25 protein-coding genes and 1 pseudogene are annotated in these 25,524 nt (G+C 57.5%); 17 read left to right on the top strand and 9 right to left on the bottom strand.

Going from position 1 to position 25,524, the window contains the following annotated elements:
• Positions 1-46: 46 nt before the first annotated feature.
• From BHE81_RS15350 to qseB, 3 genes are all read right to left on the bottom strand, one after another.
• Positions 47-628, bottom strand: coding sequence for an NAD(P)H-dependent oxidoreductase (locus tag BHE81_RS15350; protein ID WP_002916840.1), 582 nt, complete (start codon positions 626-628; stop codon positions 47-49).
• Between the two features lie 106 nt (positions 629-734).
• Positions 735-2,084: a quorum sensing histidine kinase QseC gene (gene qseC / locus BHE81_RS15345; protein WP_023301491.1), complete on the bottom strand. Its 1,350-nt coding sequence runs from the start codon at positions 2,082-2,084 to the stop codon at positions 735-737.
• The gene (gene qseB, locus BHE81_RS15340) at positions 2,081-2,740 is read right to left on the bottom strand and encodes a quorum sensing response regulator transcription factor QseB (RefSeq protein ID WP_002916836.1); all 660 of its coding nucleotides are present in this window, start codon (positions 2,738-2,740) and stop codon (positions 2,081-2,083) included. Before qseB ends, qseC begins: the two co-directional genes overlap by 4 nt.
• Before the next feature lie 150 nt (positions 2,741-2,890).
• Between qseB and BHE81_RS15335 the strand changes: the two genes are divergently transcribed.
• From BHE81_RS15335 to BHE81_RS15305, 7 genes and pseudogenes are all read left to right on the top strand, one after another.
• Positions 2,891-3,286 carry a YgiW/YdeI family stress tolerance OB fold protein gene (locus BHE81_RS15335; RefSeq protein ID WP_002916833.1) on the top strand — a complete coding sequence of 132 codons (396 nt, stop codon included), beginning with the start codon at positions 2,891-2,893 and terminating at the stop codon, positions 3,284-3,286.
• Positions 3,287-3,363: 77 nt separating this feature from the next.
• Positions 3,364-4,233 (top strand): AraC family transcriptional regulator, encoded by an 870-nt coding sequence (locus BHE81_RS15330; RefSeq protein WP_023301492.1) that lies wholly within the window; start codon positions 3,364-3,366, stop codon positions 4,231-4,233.
• Positions 4,234-4,354: 121 nt separating this feature from the next.
• A complete protein-coding gene (parC, locus tag BHE81_RS15325; protein ID WP_004181324.1) occupies positions 4,355-6,613 on the top strand; it encodes a DNA topoisomerase IV subunit A in 2,259 nt (752 codons plus the stop codon).
• A 191-nt stretch (positions 6,614-6,804) separates the two neighbouring features.
• Positions 6,805-7,542 carry a 1-acylglycerol-3-phosphate O-acyltransferase gene (plsC, locus tag BHE81_RS15320; RefSeq protein ID WP_002916826.1) on the top strand — a complete coding sequence of 246 codons (738 nt, stop codon included), beginning with the start codon at positions 6,805-6,807 and terminating at the stop codon, positions 7,540-7,542.
• An 83-nt stretch (positions 7,543-7,625) separates the two neighbouring features.
• Entirely contained in the window at positions 7,626-9,038 is a 1,413-nt protein-coding gene (gene ftsP / locus BHE81_RS15315) for a cell division protein FtsP (RefSeq protein WP_004144547.1), read from the top strand.
• Positions 9,039-9,071: 33 nt separating this feature from the next.
• A pseudogene (locus BHE81_RS15310) lies at positions 9,072-11,403 on the top strand (YgiQ family radical SAM protein).
• Positions 11,403-11,930 carry a GNAT family N-acetyltransferase gene (locus BHE81_RS15305; protein ID WP_004144550.1) on the top strand — a complete coding sequence of 176 codons (528 nt, stop codon included), beginning with the start codon at positions 11,403-11,405 and terminating at the stop codon, positions 11,928-11,930. The pseudogene BHE81_RS15310 and the gene BHE81_RS15305 overlap by 1 nt, the downstream one beginning before the upstream one ends.
• A 35-nt stretch (positions 11,931-11,965) precedes the next feature.
• Here the strand turns inward: BHE81_RS15305 and dkgA are convergent, their stop codons facing one another.
• Together dkgA and yqhD are read right to left on the bottom strand one after the other, a co-directional pair.
• Positions 11,966-12,793, bottom strand: a complete 828-nt coding sequence (gene dkgA, locus BHE81_RS15300) for a 2,5-didehydrogluconate reductase DkgA (RefSeq protein WP_002916796.1) — start codon at positions 12,791-12,793, stop codon at positions 11,966-11,968.
• Between the two features lie 145 nt (positions 12,794-12,938).
• Positions 12,939-14,102, bottom strand: a complete 1,164-nt coding sequence (gene yqhD / locus BHE81_RS15295; protein WP_004144551.1) for an alcohol dehydrogenase — start codon at positions 14,100-14,102, stop codon at positions 12,939-12,941.
• Between the two features lie 196 nt (positions 14,103-14,298).
• On the opposite strand from yqhD, the gene BHE81_RS15290 reads away from it, so the two are divergent.
• Positions 14,299-15,198 (top strand): AraC family transcriptional regulator, encoded by a 900-nt coding sequence (locus BHE81_RS15290; protein WP_110246684.1) that lies wholly within the window; start codon positions 14,299-14,301, stop codon positions 15,196-15,198.
• 49 nt (positions 15,199-15,247) lie between these two features.
• On the opposite strand, the gene yghB is transcribed toward BHE81_RS15290, so the two are convergent.
• Both yghB and metC read right to left on the bottom strand, forming a co-directional pair.
• On the bottom strand, positions 15,248-15,907 hold the full coding sequence (gene yghB, locus BHE81_RS15285) for a DedA family general envelope maintenance protein YghB (RefSeq protein ID WP_002916791.1): 660 nt from the start codon (positions 15,905-15,907) through the stop codon (positions 15,248-15,250).
• A 131-nt stretch (positions 15,908-16,038) separates the two neighbouring features.
• Positions 16,039-17,226, bottom strand: a complete 1,188-nt coding sequence (metC, locus tag BHE81_RS15280; protein WP_004213773.1) for a cystathionine beta-lyase — start codon at positions 17,224-17,226, stop codon at positions 16,039-16,041.
• 42 nt (positions 17,227-17,268) lie between these two features.
• Here metC and BHE81_RS15275 point away from each other — a divergent pair, with 42 nt between their 5' ends.
• The 8 genes from BHE81_RS15275 (at position 17,269) to BHE81_RS15240 (ending at position 23,776) form a co-directional block, all read left to right on the top strand.
• Positions 17,269-17,484: a hypothetical protein gene (locus tag BHE81_RS15275; protein WP_004213772.1), complete on the top strand. Its 216-nt coding sequence runs from the start codon at positions 17,269-17,271 to the stop codon at positions 17,482-17,484.
• Complete coding sequence (exbB, locus tag BHE81_RS15270) at positions 17,477-18,208, top strand: tol-pal system-associated acyl-CoA thioesterase (protein ID WP_004174395.1); 732 nt, start codon at positions 17,477-17,479, stop codon at positions 18,206-18,208. Before BHE81_RS15275 ends, exbB begins: the two co-directional genes overlap by 8 nt.
• Before the next feature lie 6 nt (positions 18,209-18,214).
• A complete protein-coding gene (exbD, locus tag BHE81_RS15265; RefSeq protein WP_002916785.1) occupies positions 18,215-18,640 on the top strand; it encodes a TonB system transport protein ExbD in 426 nt (141 codons plus the stop codon).
• Between the two features lie 204 nt (positions 18,641-18,844).
• Positions 18,845-20,263, top strand: a complete 1,419-nt coding sequence (locus BHE81_RS15260) for a glycoside-pentoside-hexuronide (GPH):cation symporter (RefSeq protein ID WP_023342607.1) — start codon at positions 18,845-18,847, stop codon at positions 20,261-20,263.
• Between the two features lie 13 nt (positions 20,264-20,276).
• Positions 20,277-21,800 (top strand): glycoside hydrolase 43 family protein, encoded by a 1,524-nt coding sequence (locus tag BHE81_RS15255; protein ID WP_023301306.1) that lies wholly within the window; start codon positions 20,277-20,279, stop codon positions 21,798-21,800.
• A gap of 106 nt (positions 21,801-21,906) precedes the next feature.
• Positions 21,907-22,401, top strand: a complete 495-nt coding sequence (locus BHE81_RS15250) for a TIGR00645 family protein (protein WP_004105804.1) — start codon at positions 21,907-21,909, stop codon at positions 22,399-22,401.
• Between the two features lie 121 nt (positions 22,402-22,522).
• On the top strand, positions 22,523-23,410 hold the full coding sequence (gene yghX, locus BHE81_RS15245) for a YghX family hydrolase (RefSeq protein WP_019704982.1): 888 nt from the start codon (positions 22,523-22,525) through the stop codon (positions 23,408-23,410).
• A gap of 78 nt (positions 23,411-23,488) precedes the next feature.
• Positions 23,489-23,776: a DUF2623 domain-containing protein gene (locus BHE81_RS15240; protein WP_002916743.1), complete on the top strand. Its 288-nt coding sequence runs from the start codon at positions 23,489-23,491 to the stop codon at positions 23,774-23,776.
• 72 nt (positions 23,777-23,848) lie between these two features.
• On the opposite strand, the gene yghU is transcribed toward BHE81_RS15240, so the two are convergent.
• Complete coding sequence (gene yghU, locus BHE81_RS15235; protein ID WP_002916742.1) at positions 23,849-24,715, bottom strand: glutathione-dependent disulfide-bond oxidoreductase; 867 nt, start codon at positions 24,713-24,715, stop codon at positions 23,849-23,851.
• Positions 24,716-24,762: 47 nt separating this feature from the next.
• The gene (locus tag BHE81_RS15230) at positions 24,763-25,323 is read right to left on the bottom strand and encodes a DsbA family protein (RefSeq protein WP_004150918.1); all 561 of its coding nucleotides are present in this window, start codon (positions 25,321-25,323) and stop codon (positions 24,763-24,765) included.
• Between the two features lie 20 nt (positions 25,324-25,343).
• Between BHE81_RS15230 and BHE81_RS28255 the strand changes: the two genes are divergently transcribed.
• The gene (locus BHE81_RS28255; RefSeq protein WP_004217169.1) at positions 25,344-25,466 is read left to right on the top strand and encodes a hypothetical protein; all 123 of its coding nucleotides are present in this window, start codon (positions 25,344-25,346) and stop codon (positions 25,464-25,466) included.
• Positions 25,467-25,524: the final 58 nt, after the last annotated feature.

Below are 25,524 nucleotides of genomic sequence, written 5' to 3'. Positions count from 1 at the left end.
ACTCCAGGTTCCAATAACTCGAAATATGTAGAGCATAGACCCCTAGTTAACCAAAAATTTCCGCCAGATGCTTGCGATATTCTGCGATATACCGTGGGACATCAGGCATTTTAATCACGTCGTTGGCGATAAAGGTCGGCAATGCCTCCATGCCGAGGAACTGATTGGCTTTATGGAACGGCAGGTAAACGCCGTCAACGCCGACGCCGTGGAAGAACTGGTCTTTGTCGGTGAAGGCTTCCATCGGCGCGTTCCAGGTCAGAGAAAGCATATATTTTTTCCCCTGCACCAGGCCGCCGGAGCCATATTTTTTGCTGGCGTCGGAGCGGGTACGGCCATCGCTGGCGTACAGCGAGCCGTGGCCTTCGGTAAAGACGTCATCCATATATTTTTTCACCGTCCACGGAGCGCCCATCCACCAGCCCGGCATCTGCCAGATCACCACATCGGCCCACAGGAAATTCTGTACTTCTTCTTTTACGTCGTACTCGCTTTCGGCGCGAACGCTTTTAACATCGTGCCCGGCGTCGCGCAGATAACTCTCCGCGACCTCGGTCAGGGTGTCGTTCAGTTGACCATTAGAGTGCGCGAACTTTTTCGCCCCATTGATAATCAGGATGTTGCTCATTTTTTACCCTCATATATGAAAATTTGCCGACGATCTTACCCCGCGAAGCGGGGCAGTAAAATGAGCAAAATGTGCAAAGTCTTTTGCCAAATGAGCAATAATCTCGCTACCAGTACACGCGGGCCTCGAAGCCGCCGTCGCGCGCGTTGGCAAAATCAACCTGCATGCCGTGCAGCGAGGCGATGCGCCGGACGATCGACAAGCCCAGGCCGCTGCCCGGCGCCTCCTGCCCCGGCGGACGATAAAAACGCTCGCCAATGCGCGAGAGCGCCTGCGGGCTAATGCCTGGGCCGTTATCGCGCACCCGGAACTCGCGGGCGTTGAGCGTGATATCGACCTGGCTGCCGCGAGGGCTATAGCGTACGGCGTTATCCAGCAGATTGCGCACCAGCAGACTGAGCAGCAGCGGCTGGCCGATGCGGACGATGTGGCTGGCATTAAGATGCAGGCGCAGCTCAATCCCGGACTGCTGCGCCGGGTGATACATCTCCATCACTGCCGACTGCAGCAGATCGGCGATAGCGACCTGCTGCACATCATCCAGTTGGGCGAGCGAGTCCAGCCGCGACAGCGTCAGCAGCTGATCCACCAGTCGGGTGGCGCGATCGATCCCCTGGTGGAGCTGATCCAACGCTTTCTCACGCCCTTCGGGATCGTCCAGGGAGAGTTGGGCGACTTCGGTCTGCACCTTCAGCGCCGCCAGCGGGCTGCGTAGCTCATGGGCGGCATCAGAGGTAAACCGACGCTCGCGCAGCATGGCGTCGTGAGTGCGTCGGAACAGCTGATTCAGCGCTTCGACCAGCGGGCGAACTTCGGCGGGGATCTTCTCCACGCTGAGCGAATCCGCCGAGTCCGGCGCGCGCAGGCGCAGCGTGCGCGCCAGATTTTTCAATGGCGCCAGCTCGCGGCTTAACAGCACGATGAGCAGCACGAACATCAGCGGCAGGGCAACCATCCACGGGGTGAGCTGCGAGGTCACGATATCCATCGCCATTTCGCGCCGGTAATCCCACTCCTGGCCGACGGCGATGCGGTAGCGGCCGTCGGCGGTGGTTAACCACAGGAAACGCCACTCGTCATCGTCGTCACGCAGATAGCCATCGCTGAATCCCTCGCGCTGCGAATTCCACTGAATATCCTCTCCGTTCTCGCCGTCATTAAGCACCATTTTGCCGTCGCGGGTGAAGATGGCGAACGCCAGCGCGTCGTCGTCGATGTGCCCGTGGCGTACCTTTTTCTTTTCCCCGAGTAAGGCGGGCGGGGCGCGCAGTTCATCGAAATGCATGACGCTCAGGCGGCGAGCGAACAGCAGCTGCTGGGTATCGAACAGCTTATCCAGCTTTTTGCTGGTCTGCTGCCAGGCGATAACGCTGGCCATCCCCCAGGCGGCGGTGGTCAGTACGGCAAACAGCAGCGTCAGGCGCAGGCGCAGGCTCAGGCGGGCAAGTCGTTTCATGCGTCACCCAGGGTATAGCCGATGCCGTGGACGGTACGGATAAAGTCGCTGCCGAGCTTGCGGCGCAGATGATGGACGTGAACTTCCACGGCGTTGCTGGAGACCTCGTCGTCCCAGGTGTAGAGCTTTTCCTCGATAAGCTTACGCGGCAATACGCGCCCGGCGTTGCGCATAAGCAGTTCCAGCAGGGCGAACTCCTTCGGCTTCAGCGCAAGGCTTTCGCCGTCGAGGCTGGCGGTTAAGCGGTTCGGATCGAGGATCACCTTGCCGTGGCGCAGTTCGCTGCTGCTCTGGCCGTGCGCGCGGCGGATCAACGCTTCGAGGCGCGCTGCCACCTCAATCAGGGCGAAAGGTTTGCACAGGTAGTCATCGGCGCCCAGGCGCAGGCCCTCCACCCGCTGGCTGAGGGCATCGCGGGCGGTGAGGATCAGCACCGGCTCATGGCGGCCTTTATCGCGCCATTCGCGCAGAATATCGAGGCCATCGATGCCGGGTAGGGTGAGGTCAAGGATTGCGGCGTCGTAGGGGGCGCTGTATAAGGCATTTTTGCCCTCCAGCCCGGCGGTAAACCAGTCAATGCTAAAGCCCATTTTGCTCAGCCCGGCTTTGATGCCGTCGCCGATAAGCTTGTCATCTTCCACCAGTAATATGCGCATGTTTCCCTCCGACGATCCCGTTTCTTTGCGCAGTAAACCGCGTTGAAGCGGGTGATGTACAGCATTAAAATTTCTTTTTTCCGCTTAAGAAGTCGTTAAGTTTTGTCGGGCGTAATAGGAGCCATACCAACACAAAAGGGAGAATATAAGATGAAAAAAATTGCTGCGATGACCGCGATTATTGCTTTGGTTTCCATGCCGGTACTGGCCGCCGGGCAGGGAGGATTCACCGGACCGTCGACTACCACTACCACCCAGGCTGGCGGCTTCACCGGGCCGAGCGGGGCGGTGACCACCGTGGCGAACGCCAAGTCGCTGCGTGATGACACCTGGGTGACCCTGCGCGGTAAAATCGTCGAGCGCATCTCTGATGACCTGTATAAATTCCAGGATGCTTCCGGGGTGATCAATGTCGATATCGACCACAAGCGCTGGAACGGCGTGACCGTCGGCCCGCAGGACACAGTAGAAATTCAGGGGGAAGTCGATAAGGACTGGAACTCGGTAGAAATCGACGTTAAACAGATCCGTAAAATCGCGCCATAAGTCTCCGTCGGATAAGCGCAAGATCGGTCAGGAATCGCGATCCTCGCTCTGTCAGAGTATGTCGCGAGGAGGAGACGATGAACGATATTAAGGCCAGCCCGGCGTATGTCGGGCGCTTCCAGCGCGTCTGTAAGTACATTGCGCGCCATCTTGATGAGCCGCTGTCGTTGGAGACGCTGAGCGCGATAGCGCACAGTTCGCCTTACCATTTTCACCGGCAATTTAGCGCTTATACCGGCATTCCATTGTACCGGTATATTCAGTGGTTGCGTCTGCGACGCGCCTGTTGGCGCCTGGCGTTCAACCCCCGCGATAAAGTCATCGATATTGCCCTTGATGCCGGATTTCAGAATGCGGAGTCGTTCAGTCGTGCCTTCCGTACCGCGTTTGACCAAAGCCCGACCCAATTCCGTCAACAACCGGACTGGGCCGAGTGGCATCGACGCGTACCGAAACATACGCTACAGGAGCAAACGTCGATGGACGTCAACATTATTTCGTGCCCCTCCACCCGGATAGCCGTACTGCAACATCGCGGTAGCCCGGACCTTGTCAACGCCACCGCCGCGCGTTTTATCGCCTGGCGTAAGACGAGCGGACTATCGCCCGTCGCCACCAGCGATACCTGGGGGATCGCCTGGGACGATCCGCAGACCACCCCGCAGGAGGCATTTCGTTTTGATATCTGCGGTACGGTCGATCGGCCGGTTGGTGAAAACGCCTTTGGCGTGATTAACGGCGAAATCCCCGGCGGACGCTGCGCCGTCGTGCGCCATCACGGCTCGCTGGACACGCTGGCGAACAGCGTTTGGTTTCTCTATCGCGACTGGTTACCCGCTTCAGGCGAGACGTTACGGGATTTTCCGGTGTACTTCCGTTACCTCAATTTTGTCCATGAGGTGGCTGAGCATGAACTGCAAACCGATATTTATCTGCCGCTGGCCTGATTAAGCGTGACGGAATCCTCAGCCGATCTCACGGCCTGTGACTCAGGGCGTGAGATCGGGTATTATCGCGGGTAGTTTTGCCGTCCGAACGGTCGGTACCCAGATTGAGGATCCACGATTAATGAGCGATATGGCAGAGCGCCTTGCGCTGCATGAATTTACGGAAAATGCTTACCTGAACTACTCCATGTACGTGATCATGGACAGGGCATTACCGTTTATTGGCGATGGCTTAAAACCGGTCCAGCGTCGCATCGTCTATGCGATGTCCGAGCTGGGGCTGAACGCCAGCGCGAAATTCAAAAAGTCCGCCCGCACCGTCGGCGACGTGTTGGGTAAATATCACCCGCACGGCGACAGCGCCTGCTATGAAGCGATGGTGCTGATGGCGCAGCCGTTCTCTTACCGCTATCCGCTGGTGGATGGTCAGGGAAACTGGGGGGCGCCGGACGATCCCAAATCTTTCGCCGCCATGCGTTACACCGAATCCCGCCTGTCGAAGTATGCCGAGCTGCTGCTCAGCGAGCTGGGGCAGGGGACGGTCGACTGGGTGCCAAACTTTGACGGCACGCTGCAGGAGCCGAAAATGCTGCCAGCGCGTCTGCCGAACATCCTGCTGAACGGCACCACCGGCATCGCGGTAGGCATGGCGACCGATATTCCTCCGCACAACCTGCGGGAAGTGGCCAAAGCGGCGATTACGCTGATTGAGCAGCCGAAAACCACCCTCGACGAACTGCTGGATATCGTACAGGGGCCGGATTTCCCGACCGAGGCGGAGATCATCACCTCGCGGGCGGAAATTCGCAAAATCTACCAGAACGGGCGCGGCTCAGTGCGCATGCGCGCGGTGTGGAGTAAAGAGGACGGCGCGGTGGTGATCAGCGCGCTGCCGCATCAGGTCTCCGGCGCCAAAGTGCTGGAGCAGATTGCGGCGCAGATGCGCAATAAAAAGCTGCCGATGGTTGACGATCTGCGCGACGAATCGGACCACGAAAACCCGACCCGTCTGGTGATTGTCCCGCGCTCCAACCGGGTGGATATGGAACAGGTGATGAACCACCTGTTCGCCACCACCGATCTGGAGAAGAGCTACCGCATCAACCTCAATATGATCGGCCTTGACGGCCGCCCGGCGGTGAAAAACCTGCTGGAGATCCTCAGCGAGTGGCTGGTGTTCCGTCGCGATACCGTGCGTCGCCGTCTAAACCATCGGTTAGAGAAAGTGCTGAAGCGCCTGCATATCCTCGAAGGTTTGCTGGTGGCGTTTCTTAATATCGATGAAGTGATTGAGATCATCCGCACTGAAGATGAACCGAAGCCGGCCCTGATGTCGCGCTTTGGCATCAGCGAAACCCAGGCGGAAGCGATTCTGGAATTAAAACTGCGCCACCTCGCCAAACTGGAAGAGATGAAGATCCGCGGCGAGCAGAGCGAGCTGGAAAAAGAGCGCGACCAGCTGCAGGCGATTCTGGCGTCTGAACGTAAGATGAACAACCTGCTGAAAAAAGAGCTGCAGGCCGATGCCGATGCCTTCGGCGACGACCGTCGCTCGCCGCTTCACGAGCGTGAAGAAGCGAAAGCGATGAGCGAACATGACATGCTGCCGTCTGAGCCGGTGACTATCGTTCTGTCGCAGATGGGCTGGGTGCGCAGCGCCAAAGGACACGACATTGACGCCCAGGGCTTGAGCTATAAGGCGGGCGACAGCTGGAAAGCCTCGGCGAAGGGCAAGAGCAACCAGCCGGTGGTGTTTATCGATACCACCGGACGCAGCTATGCCATCGATCCGATTACTCTGCCTTCCGCGCGTGGCCAGGGTGAACCGCTTACCGGCAAACTGACCCTGCCGCCGGGCGCGACCGTGGAGCATATGCTAATGGAAAGCGACGATCAGAAACTGCTGATGGCTTCCGACGCGGGCTACGGTTTCGTCTGTACCTTCAACGATCTGGTGGCGCGCAACCGTGCCGGGAAAGCGCTAATCACCCTGCCTGACAACGCGCACGTGATGCCGCCGCTGGTGATTGAGGATGAGTCCGATATGCTGCTGGCCATCACCGCCGCCGGGCGGATGCTGATGTTCCCGGTCAGCGATCTGCCGCAGCTGTCGAAAGGCAAGGGCAACAAAATTATCAGCATTCCGGCGGCGGAAGCCGCAGCCGGCCAGGACGGTCTGGCACATCTGTTTGTTCTGCCGCCGCAGAGTACGCTGACCATTCACGTCGGCAAACGGAAGATCAAACTGCGTCCGGAAGAGCTGCAAAAAGTCACCGGCGAGCGCGGCCGCCGCGGTTCGCTGATGCGCGGGCTGCAGAAAATTGACCGCGTGGAAATTGACTCGCCGCGTCGTGCCGCGGCAGGCGATAGCGAAGAGTAAGCGCGTCTCCTCCCCTCTTTGACGGGAGGAGACGAAAAAATGCCGCAAAATCGTTGTTTATTCAGGCGTTGCGATTAACAATGTCCATCATCAGGGACCCAGGAAGAACGGTCCCGGCCTGCGCAGAACTTGTGAGCCTGCCTTCTGCCAGCAGCGAATAATTCTAAGCGGTTTGGGTTTTAGAGGTAGCTATGCTATTCATTTTTCGAGTAATTTTCGTGGTCATTTATTGCATCGTAGTGTGCGTACTTGGCTGTCTGTACTGCTTGTTCAGCCCACGTAATCCAAAACACGTTGCCACTTTCGGCCATCTGTTTGGCCGTTTATCTCCGGTATTTGGCCTCAAGGTAGAGCTACGCAAACCCGCCGACGCGGAAAGCTATGGCAACGCGATCTACATCGCTAACCACCAGAACAACTATGATATGGTGACGGCGTCGAATATCGTGCAGGCTCCGACGGTCACCGTAGGTAAAAAGAGCCTGCTGTGGATCCCGTTCTTTGGCCAACTGTACTGGCTGACGGGCAATTTGCTGATTGACCGTAATAACCGAACCAAAGCGCACGGCACTATTGCCGAAGTCGTCAACGCTTTTAAAAAGCGTAAAATTTCGTTCTGGATGTTCCCGGAAGGGACCCGTAGCCGCGGCCGCGGCCTGCTGCCGTTTAAAACCGGGGCTTTTCACGCGGCTATTGCCGCTGGGGTGCCGATTATTCCGGTGTGTGTCTCGAATACATCGAATAAAATAAAGCTCAATCGCTGGAACAACGGTCTGGTGATTGTGGAAATGCTGCCGCCGGTAGATACCACGCAGTTTGGTAAAGACAACGTGCGCGCGCTGGCGACGCATTGCCGCGAGCTGATGGCCGCCAAAATCGCTGATCTGGACAACGAAGTGGCCGAGCGCGAAGCGGCTGGAAAGCAATAAGACAGGAAACGCCGCCAACGCGCGCGTATTGCTGGCGGGAAACGAATTCCCTTTTTCATTTGTCAGTATGTCATGGAGTTAATATGTCACTCAGTCGGCGTCAGTTTATTAAGGCTTCCGGCGTAGCGCTGTGCGCTGGCGCCGCGCCGCTGAAGGCCCATGCCGCCGGCCAGCAGCCTGCGCTGCCGGTTCCGCCGCTGCTGGAATCTCGTCGCGGCCAGCCGCTGTTTCTGACGCTGCAGCGTTCCCACTGGTCGTTTACCCCCGGCACCCGCGCCCCCGTCTGGGGGATCAATGGCCGCTATATGGGGCCGACGATCCGCGTCTGGAACGGAGACGACGTCAAGCTTATCTACAGCAACCGCCTGACGGAGAACGTGGCGATGACCATCCGCGGTCTGCAGGTGCCTGGCCCGCTGATTGGCGGCGCGGCGCGCATGATGTCGCCGAACGCCGACTGGGCGCCGGTGCTGCCTATCCGCCAGAGCGCGGCGACGCTGTGGTATCAGGCCAACACGCCGAACCGGATGGCGAAACAGGTTTACAACGGTCTGGCGGGCATGTGGCTGGTGGAAGACGAGGTCAGCAAGAACCTGCCGATCCCTAACCACTATGGCGTCGATGACTTCCCGGTGATTATTCAGGATAAACGGCTGGATAACTTCGGCACGCCGGAATATAGCGAACCGGGCAGCGGCGGCTTTGTGGGCGACACGCTGCTGGTTAACGGCGTGCAGAGCCCGTATGTTGAAGTGTCGCGCGGCTGGGTGCGCCTGCGCCTGCTGAACGCTTCCAACTCCCGGCGCTATCAGCTGCAGATGAGCGATGGCCGACTGCTGCATGTGATTTCCGGCGATCAGGGGTTCCTGCCGGCGCCGGTTTCGCTCAAGCAGCTATCGCTGGCCCCGGGGGAGCGGCGTGAAATTCTGGTCGATATGACTAACGGCGATGAAGTATCCATTACCTGCGGCGAAGCGGCGAGCATCGTCGACCGTATCCGCGGTTTTTTTGAACCGTCAAGCATCCTGGTCTCCACGCTGGTGCTGACGCTGCGTCCGACCGGGCTGCTGCCGCTGGTGACCGACAGTCTGCCGGTGCGCCTGCTGCCGACCGAGCTGCTCTCCGGTACGCCGATCCGCAGCCGGGATATCACCCTTGGCGACGATCCGGGCATCAACGGCCAGCTGTGGGATCCGCAGCGTATCGATATCACGGCGCAGCAGGGGACCTGGGAGCGCTGGACGGTGCGCGCCGACCGCCCGCAGTCGTTCCATATTGAAGGGGTGATGTTCCAGATCCGTAATGTCAACGGCTCGTCTCCTTTCCCGGAAGATCGCGGCTGGAAGGACACCGTGTGGGTCGACGGGCAGGTTGAGCTGCTGGTCTATTACGCTCAACCGTCGTGGCCGCACTTCCCGTTCCAGTATCTGAGTCAGACGCTGGAGCTTGCCGATCGCGGCTCGATCGGCCAGATGCTGGTGAATCCCGCGCCGTAATCTCTTTGACCCTGGCCGGCGCACGGTCAGGGTTTGAGAAAATCCTCCTTCATTTCCACTATCATTCCGGCTTATAATCCACGCCCTTTTGGTTATTTTTTTATCATTTTCCCCGGAAGCAATATGAGCGCAATATCCCTGATCCAACCGGATCGTGACCTTTTTTCCTGGCCGCAATACTGGGCTGCCTGTTTTGGCCCTGCGCCCTTTTTACCGATGTCGCGTGAAGAGATGGATCAACTTGGCTGGGATAGCTGCGACATTATTCTGGTCACCGGCGACGCCTATGTCGACCACCCGAGCTTCGGGATGGCTATCTGCGGCCGCATGCTGGAAGCGCAGGGTTTCCGGGTAGGGATCATCTCCCAGCCGGACTGGAACAGCAAAGACGACTTTATGCGTCTGGGCAAACCGAACCTGTTCTTCGGCGTGACCGCCGGCAACATGGACTCAATGATCAACCGTTACACCGCCGACCGTAAACTACGTCATGACGATGCCTATACGGCGGGTAACGTGGCGGGCAAACGTCCGGACCGCGCTACCCTCGTCTACACCCAGCGCTGTAAAGAGGCGTGGAAAGATGTGCCGGTGATCCTCGGCGGCATCGAAGCCAGCCTGCGTCGTACCGCCCACTATGATTACTGGTCCGACACCGTGCGCCGCTCGGTGCTGGTGGACTCCAAGGCCGATATGCTGATGTTCGGCAACGGCGAGCGTCCGCTGGTGGAAGTGGCTCATCGCCTGGCGATGGGCGAAACCATCGACCAGATCCGCGATGTGCGCAATACCGCCATCATGGTGAAAGAGGCGCTGCCGGGCTGGAGCGGCGTGGACTCCACCCGTCTGGATACGCCCGGTAAAATTGACCCCATCCCGCATCCGTACGGTGAAGATCTGCCGTGCGCCGATAACAAACCGGTCGCGCCGAAAAAACAGGAAGCGAAAAGCATTACTGTGCAACCGCCGCGGCCCAAACCGTGGGAAAAAACCTATGTGCTGCTGCCTTCCTTCGAGAAGGTGAAAGGCGATAAGGTCCTGTACGCTCACGCCTCGCGCATTTTGCACCACGAAACCAACCCCGGCTGCGCCCGGGCGCTGATGCAAAAGCACGGCGAGCGCTACATCTGGATCAACCCGCCGGCAATCCCGCTCTCCACCGAAGAGATGGACAGCGTCTTCGCGCTGCCGTACAAGCGGGTGCCGCATCCTTCCTATGGCGATGCGCGTATTCCGGCGTATGAGATGATCCGCTTCTCAATCAACATCATGCGCGGCTGCTTCGGCGGCTGTTCGTTCTGCTCGATCACCGAGCACGAAGGACGCATAATCCAGAGCCGTTCTGAGGATTCGATCATTAATGAGATCGAAGCCATTCGCGACACCGTGCCCGGCTTTACCGGGGTGATCTCCGATCTCGGCGGGCCAACGGCCAACATGTATATGCTGCGCTGTAAATCGCCGCGCGCTGAGCAGACCTGCCGCCGTCTCTCCTGCGTCTATCCGGATATTTGCCCGCACATGGATACCAACCATGAGCCGACGATCAATCTTTATCGCCGCGCTCGCGAACTGAAGGGCATCAAGAAGATCCTTATCGCCTCCGGGGTACGCTATGACATCGCGGTCGAAGATCCGCGCTATATCAAAGAGCTGGCGACCCACCACGTCGGCGGCTATCTGAAGATCGCCCCGGAGCATACCGAAGAGGGACCGCTGTCGAAGATGATGAAGCCGGGAATGGGCAGCTACGACCGCTTTAAAGAGCTGTTCGACACCTATTCGAAGCAGGCGGGTAAAGAGCAGTATCTGATCCCGTACTTTATCTCCGCTCATCCGGGGACCCGTGATGAAGATATGGTGAACCTGGCGCTGTGGCTGAAGAAGCATCGCTTCCGTCTCGACCAGGTGCAGAACTTCTATCCGTCGCCGCTGGCGAACTCGACCACCATGTATTACACCGGCAAGAACCCGCTGGGTAAAATTGGTTATAAGAGCGAAGAGGTGGTGGTGCCGAAGGGCGATAAACAGCGCCGTCTGCACAAAGCGCTGCTCCGCTACCACGATCCGGCAAACTGGCCGCTGATCCGTCAGGCGCTGGAGGCGATGGGCAAGAAGCACCTGATTGGCTCCCGTCGCGACTGCCTGGTGCCAGCGCCAACCCTGGACGAAATGCGTGAAGCGCGTCGCCAGAACCGCCATACTCGTCCGGCGCTGACCAAGCACACGCCGATCGCCCATCAGCGCCAGACGCCTGCCGCTGCGGGCGCGAAAAAACGCGTTAAGCCGAAGGCCGTATCACGCTAAGCGGCTGGCCCGGCGGGATCGCTCGCCGGGAACATCTGTGAAAAAAGGAGAGAGGTGATGACGCCGGTCATCCTGTCGCGACAACAACTGGACCAGCTCTGGGAGATAGACCGCAGCGAAATTATCGATACGCTCTACCGTCTCGATAACGGTCAGCTGCGGGCTTATCGGGAATATTATGACGTGCGTGGCTGGGACCCTCACGATCGTCAGGTTTATACTCCGATTCACGAGGCCTGTTACGATCGCGGCGGTATTTTTTTCGCCTTTTTTGACGATGAGCAGATGATTGCCGCAGCGGCGCTGGATACGCTGCCTCGCGGCATGAATGGCGAGCTGCGCCAGCTATTATTCTTTTATGTCGGGGCGGGAAAGCGCGGCCAGGGCTGGGGGCGGCGACTGTTTCAGTATGCCCTGCACCAGCTGCCAGAAATGGGGGCGTCCGGCCTCTATATCTCGTCGATCCCCAACAAAAACACCGTCGATTTTTATCTGGCTCAGGGATGTCGCTTAGCGGATAAGCCCGACCCGGCGCTGTTTGCGCTGGAGCCAGAGGATATTCATCTGGTCTGCGATCGCCTTTAACGCCGAGGCGCTAAAGGCGATGGCAAGAGAGAGCATTATCCGCCGAACTGATCCGGGTCAGGACCGAGACGTTTACCCTGGTCCAGCTTCGCGATCGCTCCCAGCTCATCTTTGTCGAGACGGAAGTCCCAGACGTCAAAGTTTTCCGCGATACGCGACGGCGTGACGGATTTCGGGATCACCACCAGACCGCTATCAAGATGCCAGCGGATGACGATTTGCGCCGGCGTTTTGCCGTACTTATCGGCGAGCTGGTGGATGACTTTTTGATCGAAGACGCCTTCGCCGCCCTGGGCCAGCGGGCTCCAGGATTCGGTCTGGATCTTGTGGGTGGCGTTCCACGCGTGCAGCTGACGCTGCTGCATAAGTGGATGGAGTTCTATCTGATTGATCACCGGGGCGACGCCGGTTTCATCAATCAGCTTCTGCAGATGCGGTACCTGGAAATTACACACGCCAATGCTTTTGGTCAGCCCCTGCTGCTGCAGCTCGATCAACGCCTGCCAGGCCTCGACGTAATGGCCGATAGCCGGTACCGGCCAGTGGATTAAATAGAGATCCACATAGTCCAGCTTCAGTTTGCTGAGGCTCTCTTTCAGCGCCTCGTGCGGCCGTTTTTGATCGTCGTTCCACAGCTTGGTGGTGATGAAGAGCTCATCGCGGTTGACGCCAGCGCTGTGCAGCGCATTGCCGACGCCGGTCTCATTTTGGTACGCGGCGGCGGTGTCAAAAGAGCGATAACCGACTTCCAGCGCCTTATGAATGGCGGAGACGACTTCCTCGTTGCCAGCTTTCCACACGCCGAGACCCAGCTGCGGCATCAGGTTGCCGTCGTGCAGTTTTATAACGGTTGGATGTGTCATGCCTTCCTCCTGTTAATGAACTCGGCGAAGCAGGATCCGCCGAGGGGTAGCATTAAGTCTGGACGAAATAGCTAAAAACGGTAGTAAAAACACCTCTCCCCGGCGTTTGTTTAACGTAAGGAGAGGTGAATCAGGCGGGGAGCGCTTAGCGTGCAGCCTCGTAAATACGGCGGCTGACGTCCAGGGTGATATCCTGATGTTCGCCAAGTTTAGTCATGCCGTGCTCTTCCAGTTTCGCCAGCAGCGCCGGGATGGAGCTACCGTCGAGACCGTAATCGGAAAGGCGGGTCGGCACGCCCATCTGCTCGAAGAACTGACGCGTTGCGGCGATGGCGGCATCGATACGTTGGTCGTCAGAGCCTTCGGTAATATTCCACACGCGCTCGGCATACTGCAGCAGCTTCTCGCGCTTGGCATCGCGTTTCTCATTCCACAGCGCCGGCAGCACGATAGCCAGCGTCTGGGCGTGATCCAGGCCGTGCATCGCCGTCAGCTCGTGGCCGAGCATATGCGTCGCCCAGTCCTGTGGCACGCCTGCGCCGATCAGGCCGTTCAGCGCCTGCGTCGCCGCCCACATAATGTTGGCGCGCACGTTATAGTTCTCCGGTTCCTGCAGGGCTTTCGGGCCATCCTCGATCAGGGTCAAGAGAATGCCTTCGGCGAAACGGTCCTGGATTTTGCCGTCTACCGGGTAGGTCACGTACTGCTCGACGGTATGGACGAAGGCGTCAACCACGCCGTTCGCGACCTGGCGCGGCGGCAGGGTATAGGTATAAACCGGATCGAGGATCGCGAACTGCGGCTGGACGTGCGAAGACATAAACGCGCGTTTGTCGCCGGTGGTTTTCCGCGATATGACCGCGCCTTTGTTGGATTCAGAACCGGTCGCTGGCAGAGTCAGTACCGAGCCCATTGGAATGGCGCTGGCAATTTTGCTGCCATAGGTTTCCAGAATTTCCCACGGATCGATATCCGCGTCGTAGTGGGCTGCTGCAGCGATAAACTTGGTGCCATCCAGCACCGAACCGCCGCCGACCGCCAGCAGGAAGGTCACTTTCTCTTCCCGGGCGAGTTTCACCGCATTCATCAGGGTTTCGTAAGACGGGTTCGGCTCGATGCCGCCAAATTCAAGGACATCCAGGCCATTCAGAGCGGTGAGGACCTGATCCAGGACGCCTGTTTTTTTGACGCTGCCGCCGCCGTAGGTGATCAGTACGCGGGCTTCCGCCGGGATCTGTTCACGCAGCTTTTCAATCGCGCCTTTGCCAAACAGAATGCGGGTTGGGGTATGCAGGTCGAAATTATTCATTGCTTAAGTCCTCCAAAGAGTAAAACCGTCGACAGGGACGATACCGCTGCCCGATGAAGGTTATTGTGGTCCTGGCGCCGTTGACCCTCAATGCACATTCCTGCCGATGTCTTGCCTATTTCTCCATATGGCTGGAGAATTTGTAGCGGCCTGCGCACAATGTACAGGTGAAGAAACATCGGGAGAGACGGTGGCAATGCAACACTCAGAGATATGTCGGACATTAACGGAGAAGATTAACCTGCTGAAAGATAAGCACGAAATGTTAAGTTCGTTGCTGCCTGACGTCCGTTTGCTGTACGGAACGCAACCGGGGCCCCGGACGCCGGTGATGTATCAGCCGGGGATCGTTTTTCTCTTTTCGGGCCATAAAATTGGTTATATCAATGAGCGGACTTTTCGCTACGATACAAACGAATATTTACTGCTGACCGTGCCGCTACCTTTCGAGTGCGAAACCTTTGCCGCCCCGGAGGTACCCCTCGCCGGGATGCGCCTGAACGTCGATATCCTGCAACTGCAAGAGCTGCTGATGGATATTGGCGAAGATCCACTGTTTCAGCCCGCGGTCGCCTCCAGCGGGATAAACTCCGCGGTACTCTCGGAGGATATTCTGTGCGCTGCCGAACGGCTGCTTGACGTGATGGAGCGGCCGCTGGACGCACGGATCCTTGGCAAGCAAATCGTCCGCGAAATTCTGTATTATGTGCTGACGGGGCCCTGCGGCGGCGCGCTGTTGGCGCTGGTCAGCCGGCAGACCCACTTCAGCCTGATAAGTCGCGTGCTCAAGCATATCGAAAGCCAGTACACCGAAAACCTCAGCGTCGATCGGCTGGCGGCGGAAGCGAATATGAGTGTGTCAGCGTTTCACCATAATTTTAAAGCGGTGACCAGCACTTCTCCTTTGCAGTATCTGAAAAACTACCGTTTGCACAAAGCACGAATGCTGATGATCCATGACGGCATGAAGGCCAGCGCGGCGGCGATGCGCGTGGGATATGAAAGCCCTTCGCAGTTCAGCCGCGAGTTTAAGCGCTACTTCGGTTTGACGCCGGGAGAAGACGCCGCGCGTATTCGCACGATGCAGGGGATGTAATACCGGGAAAGGGCGGCCGGGCGGGCGCAGGCCCCCCGGCAGATAAGCGTCAGGCGCTGCAATATTTCTTTTTAATGACCACGAACAGCGTGCCGAGCAGGCCAGCCAGCAGCAGGGCAATCGGCAGGATCATCAGACAGGTCATCACCTGATCTTCATGGCGCTTCACAAACGGGATCATGCTCAGCGCATAGCCAAGACCCGTCACCACACAGACCCACAGCAGGGCGCTCAGCCAGTTGAAGAACTGGAAGCGGCGGTTCGGCAGGCCAGAAATCCCGGCCATGGTTGGCAGCAGGGTGCGGACAAACGCCAGAAAACGGCCCGCGAGCAGCGCCAGCAGGCCGTGGCGGTCAAACATGCAGGTGGCGCGCTGATGGTACTTATGCGGCAGATGCGCCAGCCAGCCTTTCACCGTTTGCGTATTGCCCAGCCAGCGCCCTTGCACATAGCTCAGCCAGCAGCCGAGGCTGGCGGCGGCGGTCAGAATGGCGATAGTGGGCACAAAGTCCATGACGCCTTTAGCAATCAGCGCGCCGGCGAGCAGCAGCAGGCTGTCTCCCGGTAAAAAGGAGGCGGGCAGCAGCCCGTTTTCCAGAAACAGGGTCGCGAACATAACCAGATATACAACGCCCACAACGTGAGGGTTCGCCAATGCGGCAAAATCATGTTGCCACAGCGCGGCGACAATCTCTTGAATGACAACCATGGACTTTCCTAAGTGGTACCGTATTGTTGACTAGTGTACTCCTGAAGAGGCCCGAGCACCTTGATCCCGGGCGCAACAAAAGCGGCCGCTTTGCTAAAAAGCGTCCGCTATTGTTGCCACTGACTGTCACTTTACACGATACGCGCGAAGCCCGCTGCTAAATCCGCCTGCAGATCGTCAACATTTTCGAGACCAATGTGCAGGCGGATCAGCGTGCCGCTGAAGTCGACTTCAGCATCCGGTCGAATGTGGGCGATTTGCTCCGGCTGGTTGGCGAGAATCAGTGACTCAAAGCCGCCCCACGAATAGGCCATACTGAACAGGCTGAAATTGTCGAGGTACTCCGCCAGTTCGGCATCATTGAGGCGCTTGCTGAGCACAAACGAGAATAGCCCGCTGCTGCCGGTGAAATCACGTTTCCAGAACTCATGACCTTTACTGCCGGGAAGGGCGGGGTGGTTTACCCGCGCCACCTGCGGGTGCTGCGCCAGCCACTCGGCGATGCGCAGGCTGCTTTCATGATGCTGACGCAGGCGCACGCCCAGGGTGCGCAGGCCGCGGCTGGTCATATAGGCAGTATCGGCGTCCAGCATTTGCCCCATCAGGTAGGCATTTTCACGCAGCTGCGGCCAGCAGCGCGCGTTCGCCACCGCGGTGCCCACCATGGCGTCGGAATGGCCGATCAGGTATTTGGTGCCTGCCTGAATGGAAATATCAATGCCAAAATCCAGGGCTTTAAACAGGATCCCCGCCGCCCAGGTGTTATCGAGCATGATAATCGCTTCCGGGGCGACCTGACGCACGGCGGCGACTATCGCCGGCACATCGTGCACTTCCATGGTGATCGAGCCGGGCGATTCGAGGAACACCACGCGGGTCTCAGGGCGAACCAGACGGGCGATATCGGCGCCGATTAAGGGATCGAACCAGCTGGTGGTGACGCCGAGTTTGGCGAGAATTTTGGTACAAAAGTCCTGGCTTGGCTCATAGGCGGTATTGGTCATCAGCACATGGTCGCCTTGCTCGACAAACGCCAGGATAGTGTTAGCCACCGCCGCGGCGCCGCAGGGGAAGAGGGCGCAGCCGGCGCCGCCTTCCAGCTCGCACATCGCTTCCTGCAGCGAGAAATGGGTCAGGGTGCCGCGACGACCGTAGAACAGCTCGCCGTTGGCCCGATTGCGGGTGGCGTGCTTTTTGGCCTCGACGGTGTCGAAAACCAGCGATGACGCGCGCTGGATAACGCTGTTCACTGAGCCCTGGGTGTACTTTTTGCTCCGCCCGGCGTTGACCAGCGCGGTATCAAGATGTTTATCAGCCATGTTGACGAACCTGTTTTTATACGTCTGGACGTCTAAACTAACATGAATCTGCTTTTCTGTACCAGCGCACCGCCGATACAGGCGAAAATTTTACCAGGCCCGCAGTTAGCCGCTTTTTTACTGCGTAAGCGCAAGGAAAATAAACGTGATTTGCTGCACAGTGTAAATACTAATGAGAACCACTATCAATTCGATGTCGTTTTGATATTATTGTGGGCAGATTTTGTGATTATCGTCGTGGAGATAGAGCGTGGGTAATAATTTGATGCAGGCGGATCTCTCCGTTTGGGGTATGTATCATCATGCCGATATTGTCGTTAAGGTGGTGATGATTGGCCTGATTCTGGCGTCGGTCGTCACATGGGCCATCTTCTTCGGTAAAGGGGCGGAAATCCTCGCCAGCAAGCGTCGCCTCAAACGTGAACAGCAGCAGCTGGCGGAAGCCCGCTCTCTCGATCAGGCCAGCGATATCGCCAGCGCCTTTGAGGCGAAAAGCCTCACCACCCAGCTTATCAATGAAGCGCAGAACGAACTCGAACTCTCTGCCGGTGCCGAAGACAATGAAGGCATCAAGGAACGAACCGGTTTTCGCCTTGAGCGCCGCGTTGCGGCGGTTGGTCGCCATATGGGGCGCGGTAACGGCTATCTGGCGACCATCGGCGCCATTTCCCCGTTTGTGGGCCTGTTTGGTACCGTCTGGGGCATCATGAACAGCTTTATCGGCATCGCCCAGACCCAGACCACCAATCTTGCGGTGGTAGCGCCGGGCATCGCAGAAGCGCTGCTGGCGACGGCCATCGGCCTGTTCGCCGCCATCCCGGCGGTGGTCATCTATAACATCTTCGCCCGCATGATCGGCAGCTACAAGGCCTCGCTCGGCGATGTCGCCGCTCAGGTACTCCTGCTGCAAAGCCGCGATCTGGACCTCAGCGCCAGCGGCGTGAAGCCGGTGCGCAGCGCGCAGAAATTACGGGTAGGTTGATCGGCTATGGCGATGCGTCTTAATGAAAACCTGGACGATAACGGCGAAATGCATGAGATCAACGTGACGCCGTTTATCGACGTCATGCTGGTTCTGCTGATTATCTTTATGGTGGCCGCGCCGCTGGCGACGGTCGACGTGAAGGTCAATCTGCCAGCCTCCTCCAGCCAGCCGCAACCGCGACCGGAAAAACCCATCTACCTGTCGGTGAAGGCGGATAAGAGCATGTTCCTCGGCAACGACCCGGTTACCGAAGCGAATATGATTAACGCCCTGGATAGCCTGACCGCCGGCAAAAAAGATACCACCGTCTTCTTCCGCGCGGATAAAACCGTTGATTACGAGACGATGATGAAAGTGATGGATACCCTGCATCAGGCGGGCTATCTCAAGATCGGGCTGGTGGGCGAAGAGACCGTCAAAGCGAAGTAACCTCCCCCTTTCCACTTTTCTCCTCAGGCTGGCCTTGCGCCAGCTTTTTAATAGGTGACGCAATAACTTGTAAGACCAATCTTATAGATGTGTGACAACTTTCTCAGTTAACAGAAAACATAAACCCGATGCGAAAAATGACAATAGGATAGTTTTTATCCTGCCTCTACAGTGAATACCACTTCATCTGAGAGGGATTATATTGTGAATCACGATAATAAACTGTCATTTGCGGAGAAGCTGGGATATGGCATGGGGGATGCAGCCTGCGGTATCGTTTACTCTTCGGTAACCATGTTTCTGACATGGTTTTATACGGATATTTACGGGCTTTCTGCTGCCGCAGTCGGTGTGATGTTCCTGGTGACGCGGGTTCTGGATGCGATTACCGATCCGCTAACCGGCATTGTTGCAGACCGTGTAAAGACCCGCTGGGGCCATTTTCGCCCGTGGCTTATCTGGTTTGCCGTACCTTATGCCGTGCTGGCGGTAATGACCTTCACGACTCCGGAATTTGGCGCATCGAGTAAACTGGTTTATGCCTACCTGACCTACACCTTACTCATGCTGTGTTACACCTTTATCAATATTCCCTACTGCGCATTGGGCGGAGTCATTACGCGTGATGAGAAGGATCGCCTTTCAGCCCAGTCATATCGTTTTACGATCTCATCTCTGGCCGGTCTGATGGTTTCTGTCGCAACCCTGTTCCTGGTGGATTTTTTCGGTAAAGAAAATAAGCAGTTTGGTTTTCAGGCGACAATGGGAATCATGGGCGCGATCGCTATTGTAATGCTGGCTTTTTGCTTCTTCTCTACCAAAGAACGCGTGGCTCCAGCTGTTGAACAGCAGGGGAGCATACGCGAAGACCTCCGTCAGCTGCTGGCGAATGACCAGTGGCGTATTGTGGCGATAATTACTTTTTTCTCCAGTATGGCCGGGGTTATGCGCAGCGCCGCCACGCTCTATTATGCAACCTACCTGATGTTAGGCGGTGTGGAGTCAGCGGCGGGAACGGCCATGAAATCAGCATTTGTTTCCACCAGCGTCGTTGGCACGATTATCGGCAGCATCGCCGCCGGATGGCTGGCCAAGCGCTATCGCGCGGTATCGCTGTTTAAAAATATCAACCTCCTGCTGGTCCTGGTTGGCGTCGTAATGTTCTTTGTGCCGCCGACCTGGCTGCCGGTGGTGTTCCCTTTATACTTCCTGGTCGGCTTCTTCCATCAGATGTACCAGCCGTTTAAATGGAACATGATGGCCAACGCTGCCGATTATGGCGAATGGAAGTTTGGCCGTCGCATCACGGGATTATCCTATTCCGGTAATCTGTTTGCTTTGAAAATGGGCATGGCGGTTGCTGGCGCCGCCGTAGGTTTTTCGCTTGGGCTATTTGGCTATCAGGCGGGCGTAACGGCGCAGACTCCGCTGGCGACAATGGGAATTGTGGGGCTGTTAACCCTCGGTCCATCACTATCTTACCTGCTCCTGTGGTGGCTGGCGCGTTTCTATAAACTGGATGACAAAATGATGCAGACAATTCAGCGCGAGCTGTCCATGCGTCAGCAGCAGGGGCATTCAGAGACGCATTTGCCGCTAAACGCCGTTCCGGAAAAGGCCTGAGGAGATGCGAAATATGACCCCTTCTGAATACCAGAATCCTATCTTATGCGCCGATTATTCCGACCCGGATATCGTGCGCGTAGGCGATGATTTCTTTATGGTCTCTTCCAGTTTTAACCATGTGCCCGCTTTACCGATCCTGCATTCAACGGACCTGGTTAATTGGACTATCATCAACCACGTTATGGATGAACTGCCGCTACCTGGTTATGACCGGTATCAGCCGGGTAAGGGCGTATGGGCGCCGTCGATTCGCTGGCACGATGGCAAGCTGTGGGTCTGCTTCAGCACGCCAGATGAAGGTATTTTTATCTGCCATACCGAGGATCCGTGGGGGAAATGGAGCGCTCCGCACTGCCTGCGCGAGGCCAGAGGTTGGATAGATCCCTGCCCGTTCTGGGACGACAATGGTCAGGCCTGGTTGGTACATGCCTTCGCCCATAGCCGCAGCGGCATCAAGCATAAACTGCAGTTGTTTGCGATGGCGCCGGACGCCAGCGAATTGCTGGGCGAAGGGCAGATTATCTATGACGGCTGCTGCGATTTACCTACCCTTGAGGGTCCAAAGGTTTATCAACGCGCCGGTTGGTACTACATCTTTGCTCCTGCGGGCGGGGTTGAAAATGGCTGGCAGACGGTACTGCGCGCGCGCCAGATGACGGGGCCCTGGGAAGCCAAAAACGTGCTTTTCCAGGGAAACACCTCGATAAATGGACCACATCAGGGCGGCTGGGTGGAGGGTGAGGAGGGCGAATGCTGGTTTGTTCATTTCCAGGACTTACACCTCTATGGCCGCGTGGTTCACCTCCAGCCGATGTCCTGGGGTAACGATGGCTGGCCGCGTATCGGTGAGCAGATTGGCAACTGCGGCGTCGGACAGCCGGTTTTACGTTGGCAGCGTCCTAAAGGGTTAACGCCTTCACCGGCATTGGCGCCGCAAACCAGCGACTATTTTGCGCAAGGCCAACCGGGAATACAGTGGCAGTGGCAGGCTAACCCCAGCCCTGAGTGGCTGCTGCCAGCGAAAGGCGAACTTCGATTACGCTGCGTCCCATTATCCGAAGTCGATGGACAGAGAGCGTTATACTGGGCGCCGCAGCTGTTGCTGCAGAAATTCCCGGCGCTAACTTTTAGCGCGAAAACAAGCGTAACGTTATATGCCGCTCAGGACGGTGATGCCGGAGGCCTGATCGTATACGGCGAACGCTACGCCGCTTTGCTGGTGGAGTTTGGGCAAGGGGGTTACCGGCTCGTGTGGCGACACGGTTGGATGAGCGATGCGGGTGTGGTGCGCGAAACTCGTCAGGTTCTTGCTGAGCTTAAGTGCGGCAAGTGTCAGCTGCAGGTGGCCGTAGGCGAAGGCGGCCTGTGTCAATTTTCCTGGCGAGCCGAGGAGGAGTGGCGGAAAGTTCCTCTTTGTTTTGCTGCCGGGAAGGGAAAATGGGTCGGCGCGAAATTTGGCCTGCTGGCTGCTTCAATGGTTGGCCTACAAAGCGAGGGCTATTCCGCTTTGCAGGACTTTGAGGTCATACTTTAAAGAAACCGTTTCTGGCCGCCTGCAGATGACGCGGGCGGCTGATGTTGCATAAGCGTTACCCTGTTGCGATATAATGGCGGCCGTTTATGTTAACTGACAGGATCTTATGGAACGCTTTCTGGAAAATGCTATGTACGCCTCGCGCTGGCTGCTGGCGCCGGTTTATTTTGGCCTCTCGCTCGGTCTGATTGCGCTGACCATCAAATTTTTTCAGGAGATCTTCCACATACTGCCGCATATTTTTAGCGTCAGCGAGTCGGATATGATTCTGACCCTGCTGTCGCTGGTGGATATGACCCTGGTGGGCGGTTTGCTGGTGATGGTGATGTTCTCCGGGTATGAAAATTTTGTCTCGCAACTGGATATTAACGAGGGTAAAGAAAAACTCAGCTGGCTGGGCAAAATGGACGCGACTTCGCTGAAAAATAAGGTTGCCGCCTCCATCGTGGCGATCTCCTCTATTCACCTGCTGCGGGTGTTTATGGATGCGAAAAACGTCCCGGACAATAAGCTGATGTGGTACGTGATTATCCACCTGACCTTCGTGCTTTCGGCCTTTGTGATGGGCTACCTTGATCGTCTGACCAAAGTGAAACACTGATCCCTTCTCTCCCGGCGGTGTTAGCCGCTGGGCTGTTCCTCCCTGTTTTATGCTTTTCTGGGCTGGCGTATGTCCGGGCTTCTGCTTTGCTTAAAGAGCGCTTAACAACGGAGGCAGGGTGATGACGCGATTAACGGCCAAAGATTTCCCGCAGCAGTTGCTCGAGTATTATGACTACTATGCCCACGGCAAAATCAGTAAACGCGAGTTTCTCCAGCTGGCGGGGAAATATACTGTCGGCGGGATGACCGCGCTGGCGCTGTTTAATCTGCTGAAGCCCGACTATGCCCTGGCAGAGCAGGTACCGTTCACCGACCCGGATATCCGCCCGGAGTATATTCATTATCCCTCTCCTGACGGTCACGGCGAAGTGCGGGCTTACCTGGTGACGCCGACAAAAATAGCCGACAAAGCGCCCGCTGTGGTGGTGGTGCATGAGAACCGCGGCCTGAACCCCTATATTGAAGATGTAGCCCGGCGGGTAGCGAAAGCGGGGTACATCGCGCTGGCGCCGGATGGCCTGAGCGCTGTCGGCGGCTATCCGGGGAATGATGATGAAGGCCGCGCGCTACAGCAGAAAGTCGATCCCGTGAAGCTGATGAATGATTTTTTTGCGGCGGTCGCGTTTATGGCGAACTATCCACAGGCGACGGGGAAGGTCGGTATCACCGGTTTTTGCTACGGCGGCGGCGTCAGCAACGCGGCGGCGGTGGCGATCCCGGAGCTGGCCTGCGCGGTGCCGTTTTACGGTCGCCAGCCGCCGCTGAAGGAGGTTGATAAAATTAAAGCACCGCTGCTGCTGCACTATGCCGGCCTCGATAGCGGCATTAATGAAGGCTGGCCTGCCTATGAACAGGCGTTGAAGGAACACCATAAAGTCTACGAGGCCTATCTCTATCAGGGCGTGAATCACGGCTTTCATAATGATTCCACGCCGCGCTACGATCGGGCTGCGGCTGATCTGGCCTGGCAACGCACGCTGGCATGGTTTGAGAAGTATTTACGCTAGCGCAACCGTCATAAATAGCGCTACCGCTCGCTCAAAAAAACGCTATATAATTTATTATATAACGATTGGGAGGGCGCGATGGAAAATCATTTTGGCAAAGGCTTAATGGCGGGGCTACAGGCATCCTATGCTGACACCGCCGCGCATGCGGCGAATTTTTGCGCCGACTATAAACGCGGGTTTGTGCTCGGCTACTCGCACCGCATGTTTGAAAAAACCGGCGACCGCCAGCTCAGCGCCTGGGAAGCGGGGATCCTCACCCGTCGCTATGGCCTGGACAGGGATATGGTGATGGATTTCTTCAAAGAAGGTGGGTCGGGTATGGCGATGCGCTATTTTCTGGCGGGCTATCGGCTGGAAAGCTAAACAGGACGGCTTCGCAGGCGGAACCGTCCTGTGGTGGGAACCCTTTCCCGTCAACGGGAAAGGGTGAGGACCTTACGCCTGGCGCTTATCTTCCGTTTGGGTGTCAAAGTCTCGGGCGTCATGGCGCTCATGCAGCTGCTCATTGAGCGGGCCGTTGGTGCGGTTGACGATGCGTCCGCGCTTGACGGCCGGGCGGTTGCCGACATCCTGCGCCCAGCGCAGCACGTTTTTATAGCTCCCGGCGTCGAGGAACTCCGCCGCGTTATAGACATTGCCCAGCACTACGTTGCCATACCACGGCCAGACAGCCATATCGGCGATGGTGTACTCCTCGCCGGCCACATAGCGACCGCGGGCGAGCTGTTTGTCCAGCACGTCGAGCTGGCGTTTGGCTTCCATCGTAAAGCGGTCGATCGCGTACTCGATCTTCACTGGCGCATAGTTATAGAAGTGGCCGAAGCCGCCGCCGAGGAACGGCGCCGCGCCCTGCAGCCAGAACAGCCAGTTGAGGGTTTCGGTGCGACCGGCAGGATCTTTCGGCAGGAAGAAACCAAATTTTTCCGCCAGATAGAGAAGAATGTTGCCGGACTCAAATACCCGGGTCGGCGGCGTGGTGGAATGGTCGCTGAGGGCCGGGATCTTCGAGTTCGGGTTGATCTCGACAAAGCCGCTGGAAAACTGATCCCCTTCGCCAATGCGTATCAGCCAGGCGTCGTACTCCGCGCCGCTGACGCCCAGCGCCAGCAGCTCTTCCAGCATGATCGTCACCTTCTGGCCGTTGGGCGTGCCGAGTGAGTATAGCTGGAGCGGATGGGTTCCCACCGGCAGGACGCGTTCATGAGTCGCGCCGGAAACGGGACGGTTGATGTTGGCGAACGCGCCGCCGCTGTTTTGCTTCCATTCCCACACTTTTGGTGGCTGGTAGTTTTGCTCTGACATGCTGGTTTGCCTTTTTCGTGGATGTACAAAAAGTGTAGCAGGTGACCTCAGGCCATAATCCGCGCGGCCCACACGCTGACATCATCGCCGCTGCCCAGATCCGGCTGCACCAGGCCGTTGACCATAAAGGTCGGCGAGACATGGATGCCGTTCTGACGGGCGTATTTACTGTGCCACTTGATCACGTCCTGCAGCTCCGGGCGGGCAAAGGCGGCCCCCAGCAGCACGTGACTGTAGCGTTCAATGCGCTCAATGATTTGCTGCGGCGTGGCGTTCATATTCGGCCCGCTGCAGTGATCGGTAAACTCAAACTCTTCCCGATGGTCGGCCACGGCCTGCATCACCTTATGCGCCTGCTCTCTGCCGTGCGGCAGGGTGGACGCGGCGAGGATGCAGCGGACGATAACCCCGGAGAACAGATGCCACGGCTGCGACTGCAGGCGTATCTTGATGGTCACGTTATCGGCGCCGACCTCATCGAGCAGATCGTCGAGTTTATTAAACGCGCGGACAGAGTAGGGGCAGGTGGGCTCAAGGAACACCTCAAACGTCCGCGGGCCGTGTCCCCAGACCAGCGGTTGGGCATTCAGATGCGAGGGTGTGCTCATTGTCGACTCCTGATGTTGCGTTGTTTTTTTGTTATATCACCGATAACGATATCACTTTTGTTTCCGGCTGCAGGGTTATTTTCCTTAACGGCACGATTAGCGAAACGAATGAGTGGTATCATCGTTACACCTCTGTCTGGTAAGTGCCTGCGGCAGGATAAGAAGAGGGAGTTTTGTTTCGCCAACTGCCCGGGCTGCATT

It is taken from the genome of Klebsiella sp. AqSCr (assembly GCF_008452795.1).
Classification (GTDB): Bacteria; Pseudomonadota; Gammaproteobacteria; order Enterobacterales; family Enterobacteriaceae; genus Klebsiella; species Klebsiella pneumoniae.
This window is presented reverse-complemented; position numbering and strand designations above follow the sequence as displayed.

Excerpts from the sequence above, each read along its gene's own strand:
- ftsP (WP_004144547.1), top strand. The coding sequence starts at position 7,626 with ATGTCACTCAGTCGGCGTCAGTTTATTAAGGCTTCCGGCGTAGCGCTG.
- metC (WP_004213773.1), bottom strand. The coding sequence starts at position 17,226 with ATGGCTGATAAACATCTTGATACCGCGCTGGTCAACGCCGGGCGGAGC.
- BHE81_RS15350 (WP_002916840.1), bottom strand. The coding sequence starts at position 628 with ATGAGCAACATCCTGATTATCAATGGGGCGAAAAAGTTCGCGCACTCT.
- BHE81_RS15230 (WP_004150918.1), bottom strand. The coding sequence starts at position 25,323 with ATGAGCACACCCTCGCATCTGAATGCCCAACCGCTGGTCTGGGGACAC.
- yqhD (WP_004144551.1), bottom strand. The coding sequence starts at position 14,102 with ATGAATAATTTCGACCTGCATACCCCAACCCGCATTCTGTTTGGCAAA.
- BHE81_RS15305 (WP_004144550.1), top strand. The coding sequence starts at position 11,403 with ATGACGCCGGTCATCCTGTCGCGACAACAACTGGACCAGCTCTGGGAG.
- BHE81_RS15330 (WP_023301492.1), top strand. The coding sequence starts at position 3,364 with ATGAACGATATTAAGGCCAGCCCGGCGTATGTCGGGCGCTTCCAGCGC.
- exbD (WP_002916785.1), top strand. The coding sequence starts at position 18,215 with ATGGCGATGCGTCTTAATGAAAACCTGGACGATAACGGCGAAATGCAT.
- yghB (WP_002916791.1), bottom strand. The coding sequence starts at position 15,907 with ATGGTTGTCATTCAAGAGATTGTCGCCGCGCTGTGGCAACATGATTTT.
- yghX (WP_019704982.1), top strand. The coding sequence starts at position 22,523 with ATGACGCGATTAACGGCCAAAGATTTCCCGCAGCAGTTGCTCGAGTAT.
- dkgA (WP_002916796.1), bottom strand. The coding sequence starts at position 12,793 with ATGACACATCCAACCGTTATAAAACTGCACGACGGCAACCTGATGCCG.
- BHE81_RS15290 (WP_110246684.1), top strand. The coding sequence starts at position 14,299 with ATGCAACACTCAGAGATATGTCGGACATTAACGGAGAAGATTAACCTG.
- BHE81_RS15335 (WP_002916833.1), top strand. The coding sequence starts at position 2,891 with ATGAAAAAAATTGCTGCGATGACCGCGATTATTGCTTTGGTTTCCATG.
- BHE81_RS15255 (WP_023301306.1), top strand. The coding sequence starts at position 20,277 with ATGACCCCTTCTGAATACCAGAATCCTATCTTATGCGCCGATTATTCC.
- BHE81_RS15250 (WP_004105804.1), top strand. The coding sequence starts at position 21,907 with ATGGAACGCTTTCTGGAAAATGCTATGTACGCCTCGCGCTGGCTGCTG.
- qseB (WP_002916836.1), bottom strand. The coding sequence starts at position 2,740 with ATGCGCATATTACTGGTGGAAGATGACAAGCTTATCGGCGACGGCATC.
- plsC (WP_002916826.1), top strand. The coding sequence starts at position 6,805 with ATGCTATTCATTTTTCGAGTAATTTTCGTGGTCATTTATTGCATCGTA.
- BHE81_RS15240 (WP_002916743.1), top strand. The coding sequence starts at position 23,489 with ATGGAAAATCATTTTGGCAAAGGCTTAATGGCGGGGCTACAGGCATCC.
- BHE81_RS15275 (WP_004213772.1), top strand. The coding sequence starts at position 17,269 with ATGAATCTGCTTTTCTGTACCAGCGCACCGCCGATACAGGCGAAAATT.
- parC (WP_004181324.1), top strand. The coding sequence starts at position 4,355 with ATGAGCGATATGGCAGAGCGCCTTGCGCTGCATGAATTTACGGAAAAT.
- yghU (WP_002916742.1), bottom strand. The coding sequence starts at position 24,715 with ATGTCAGAGCAAAACTACCAGCCACCAAAAGTGTGGGAATGGAAGCAA.
- qseC (WP_023301491.1), bottom strand. The coding sequence starts at position 2,084 with ATGAAACGACTTGCCCGCCTGAGCCTGCGCCTGCGCCTGACGCTGCTG.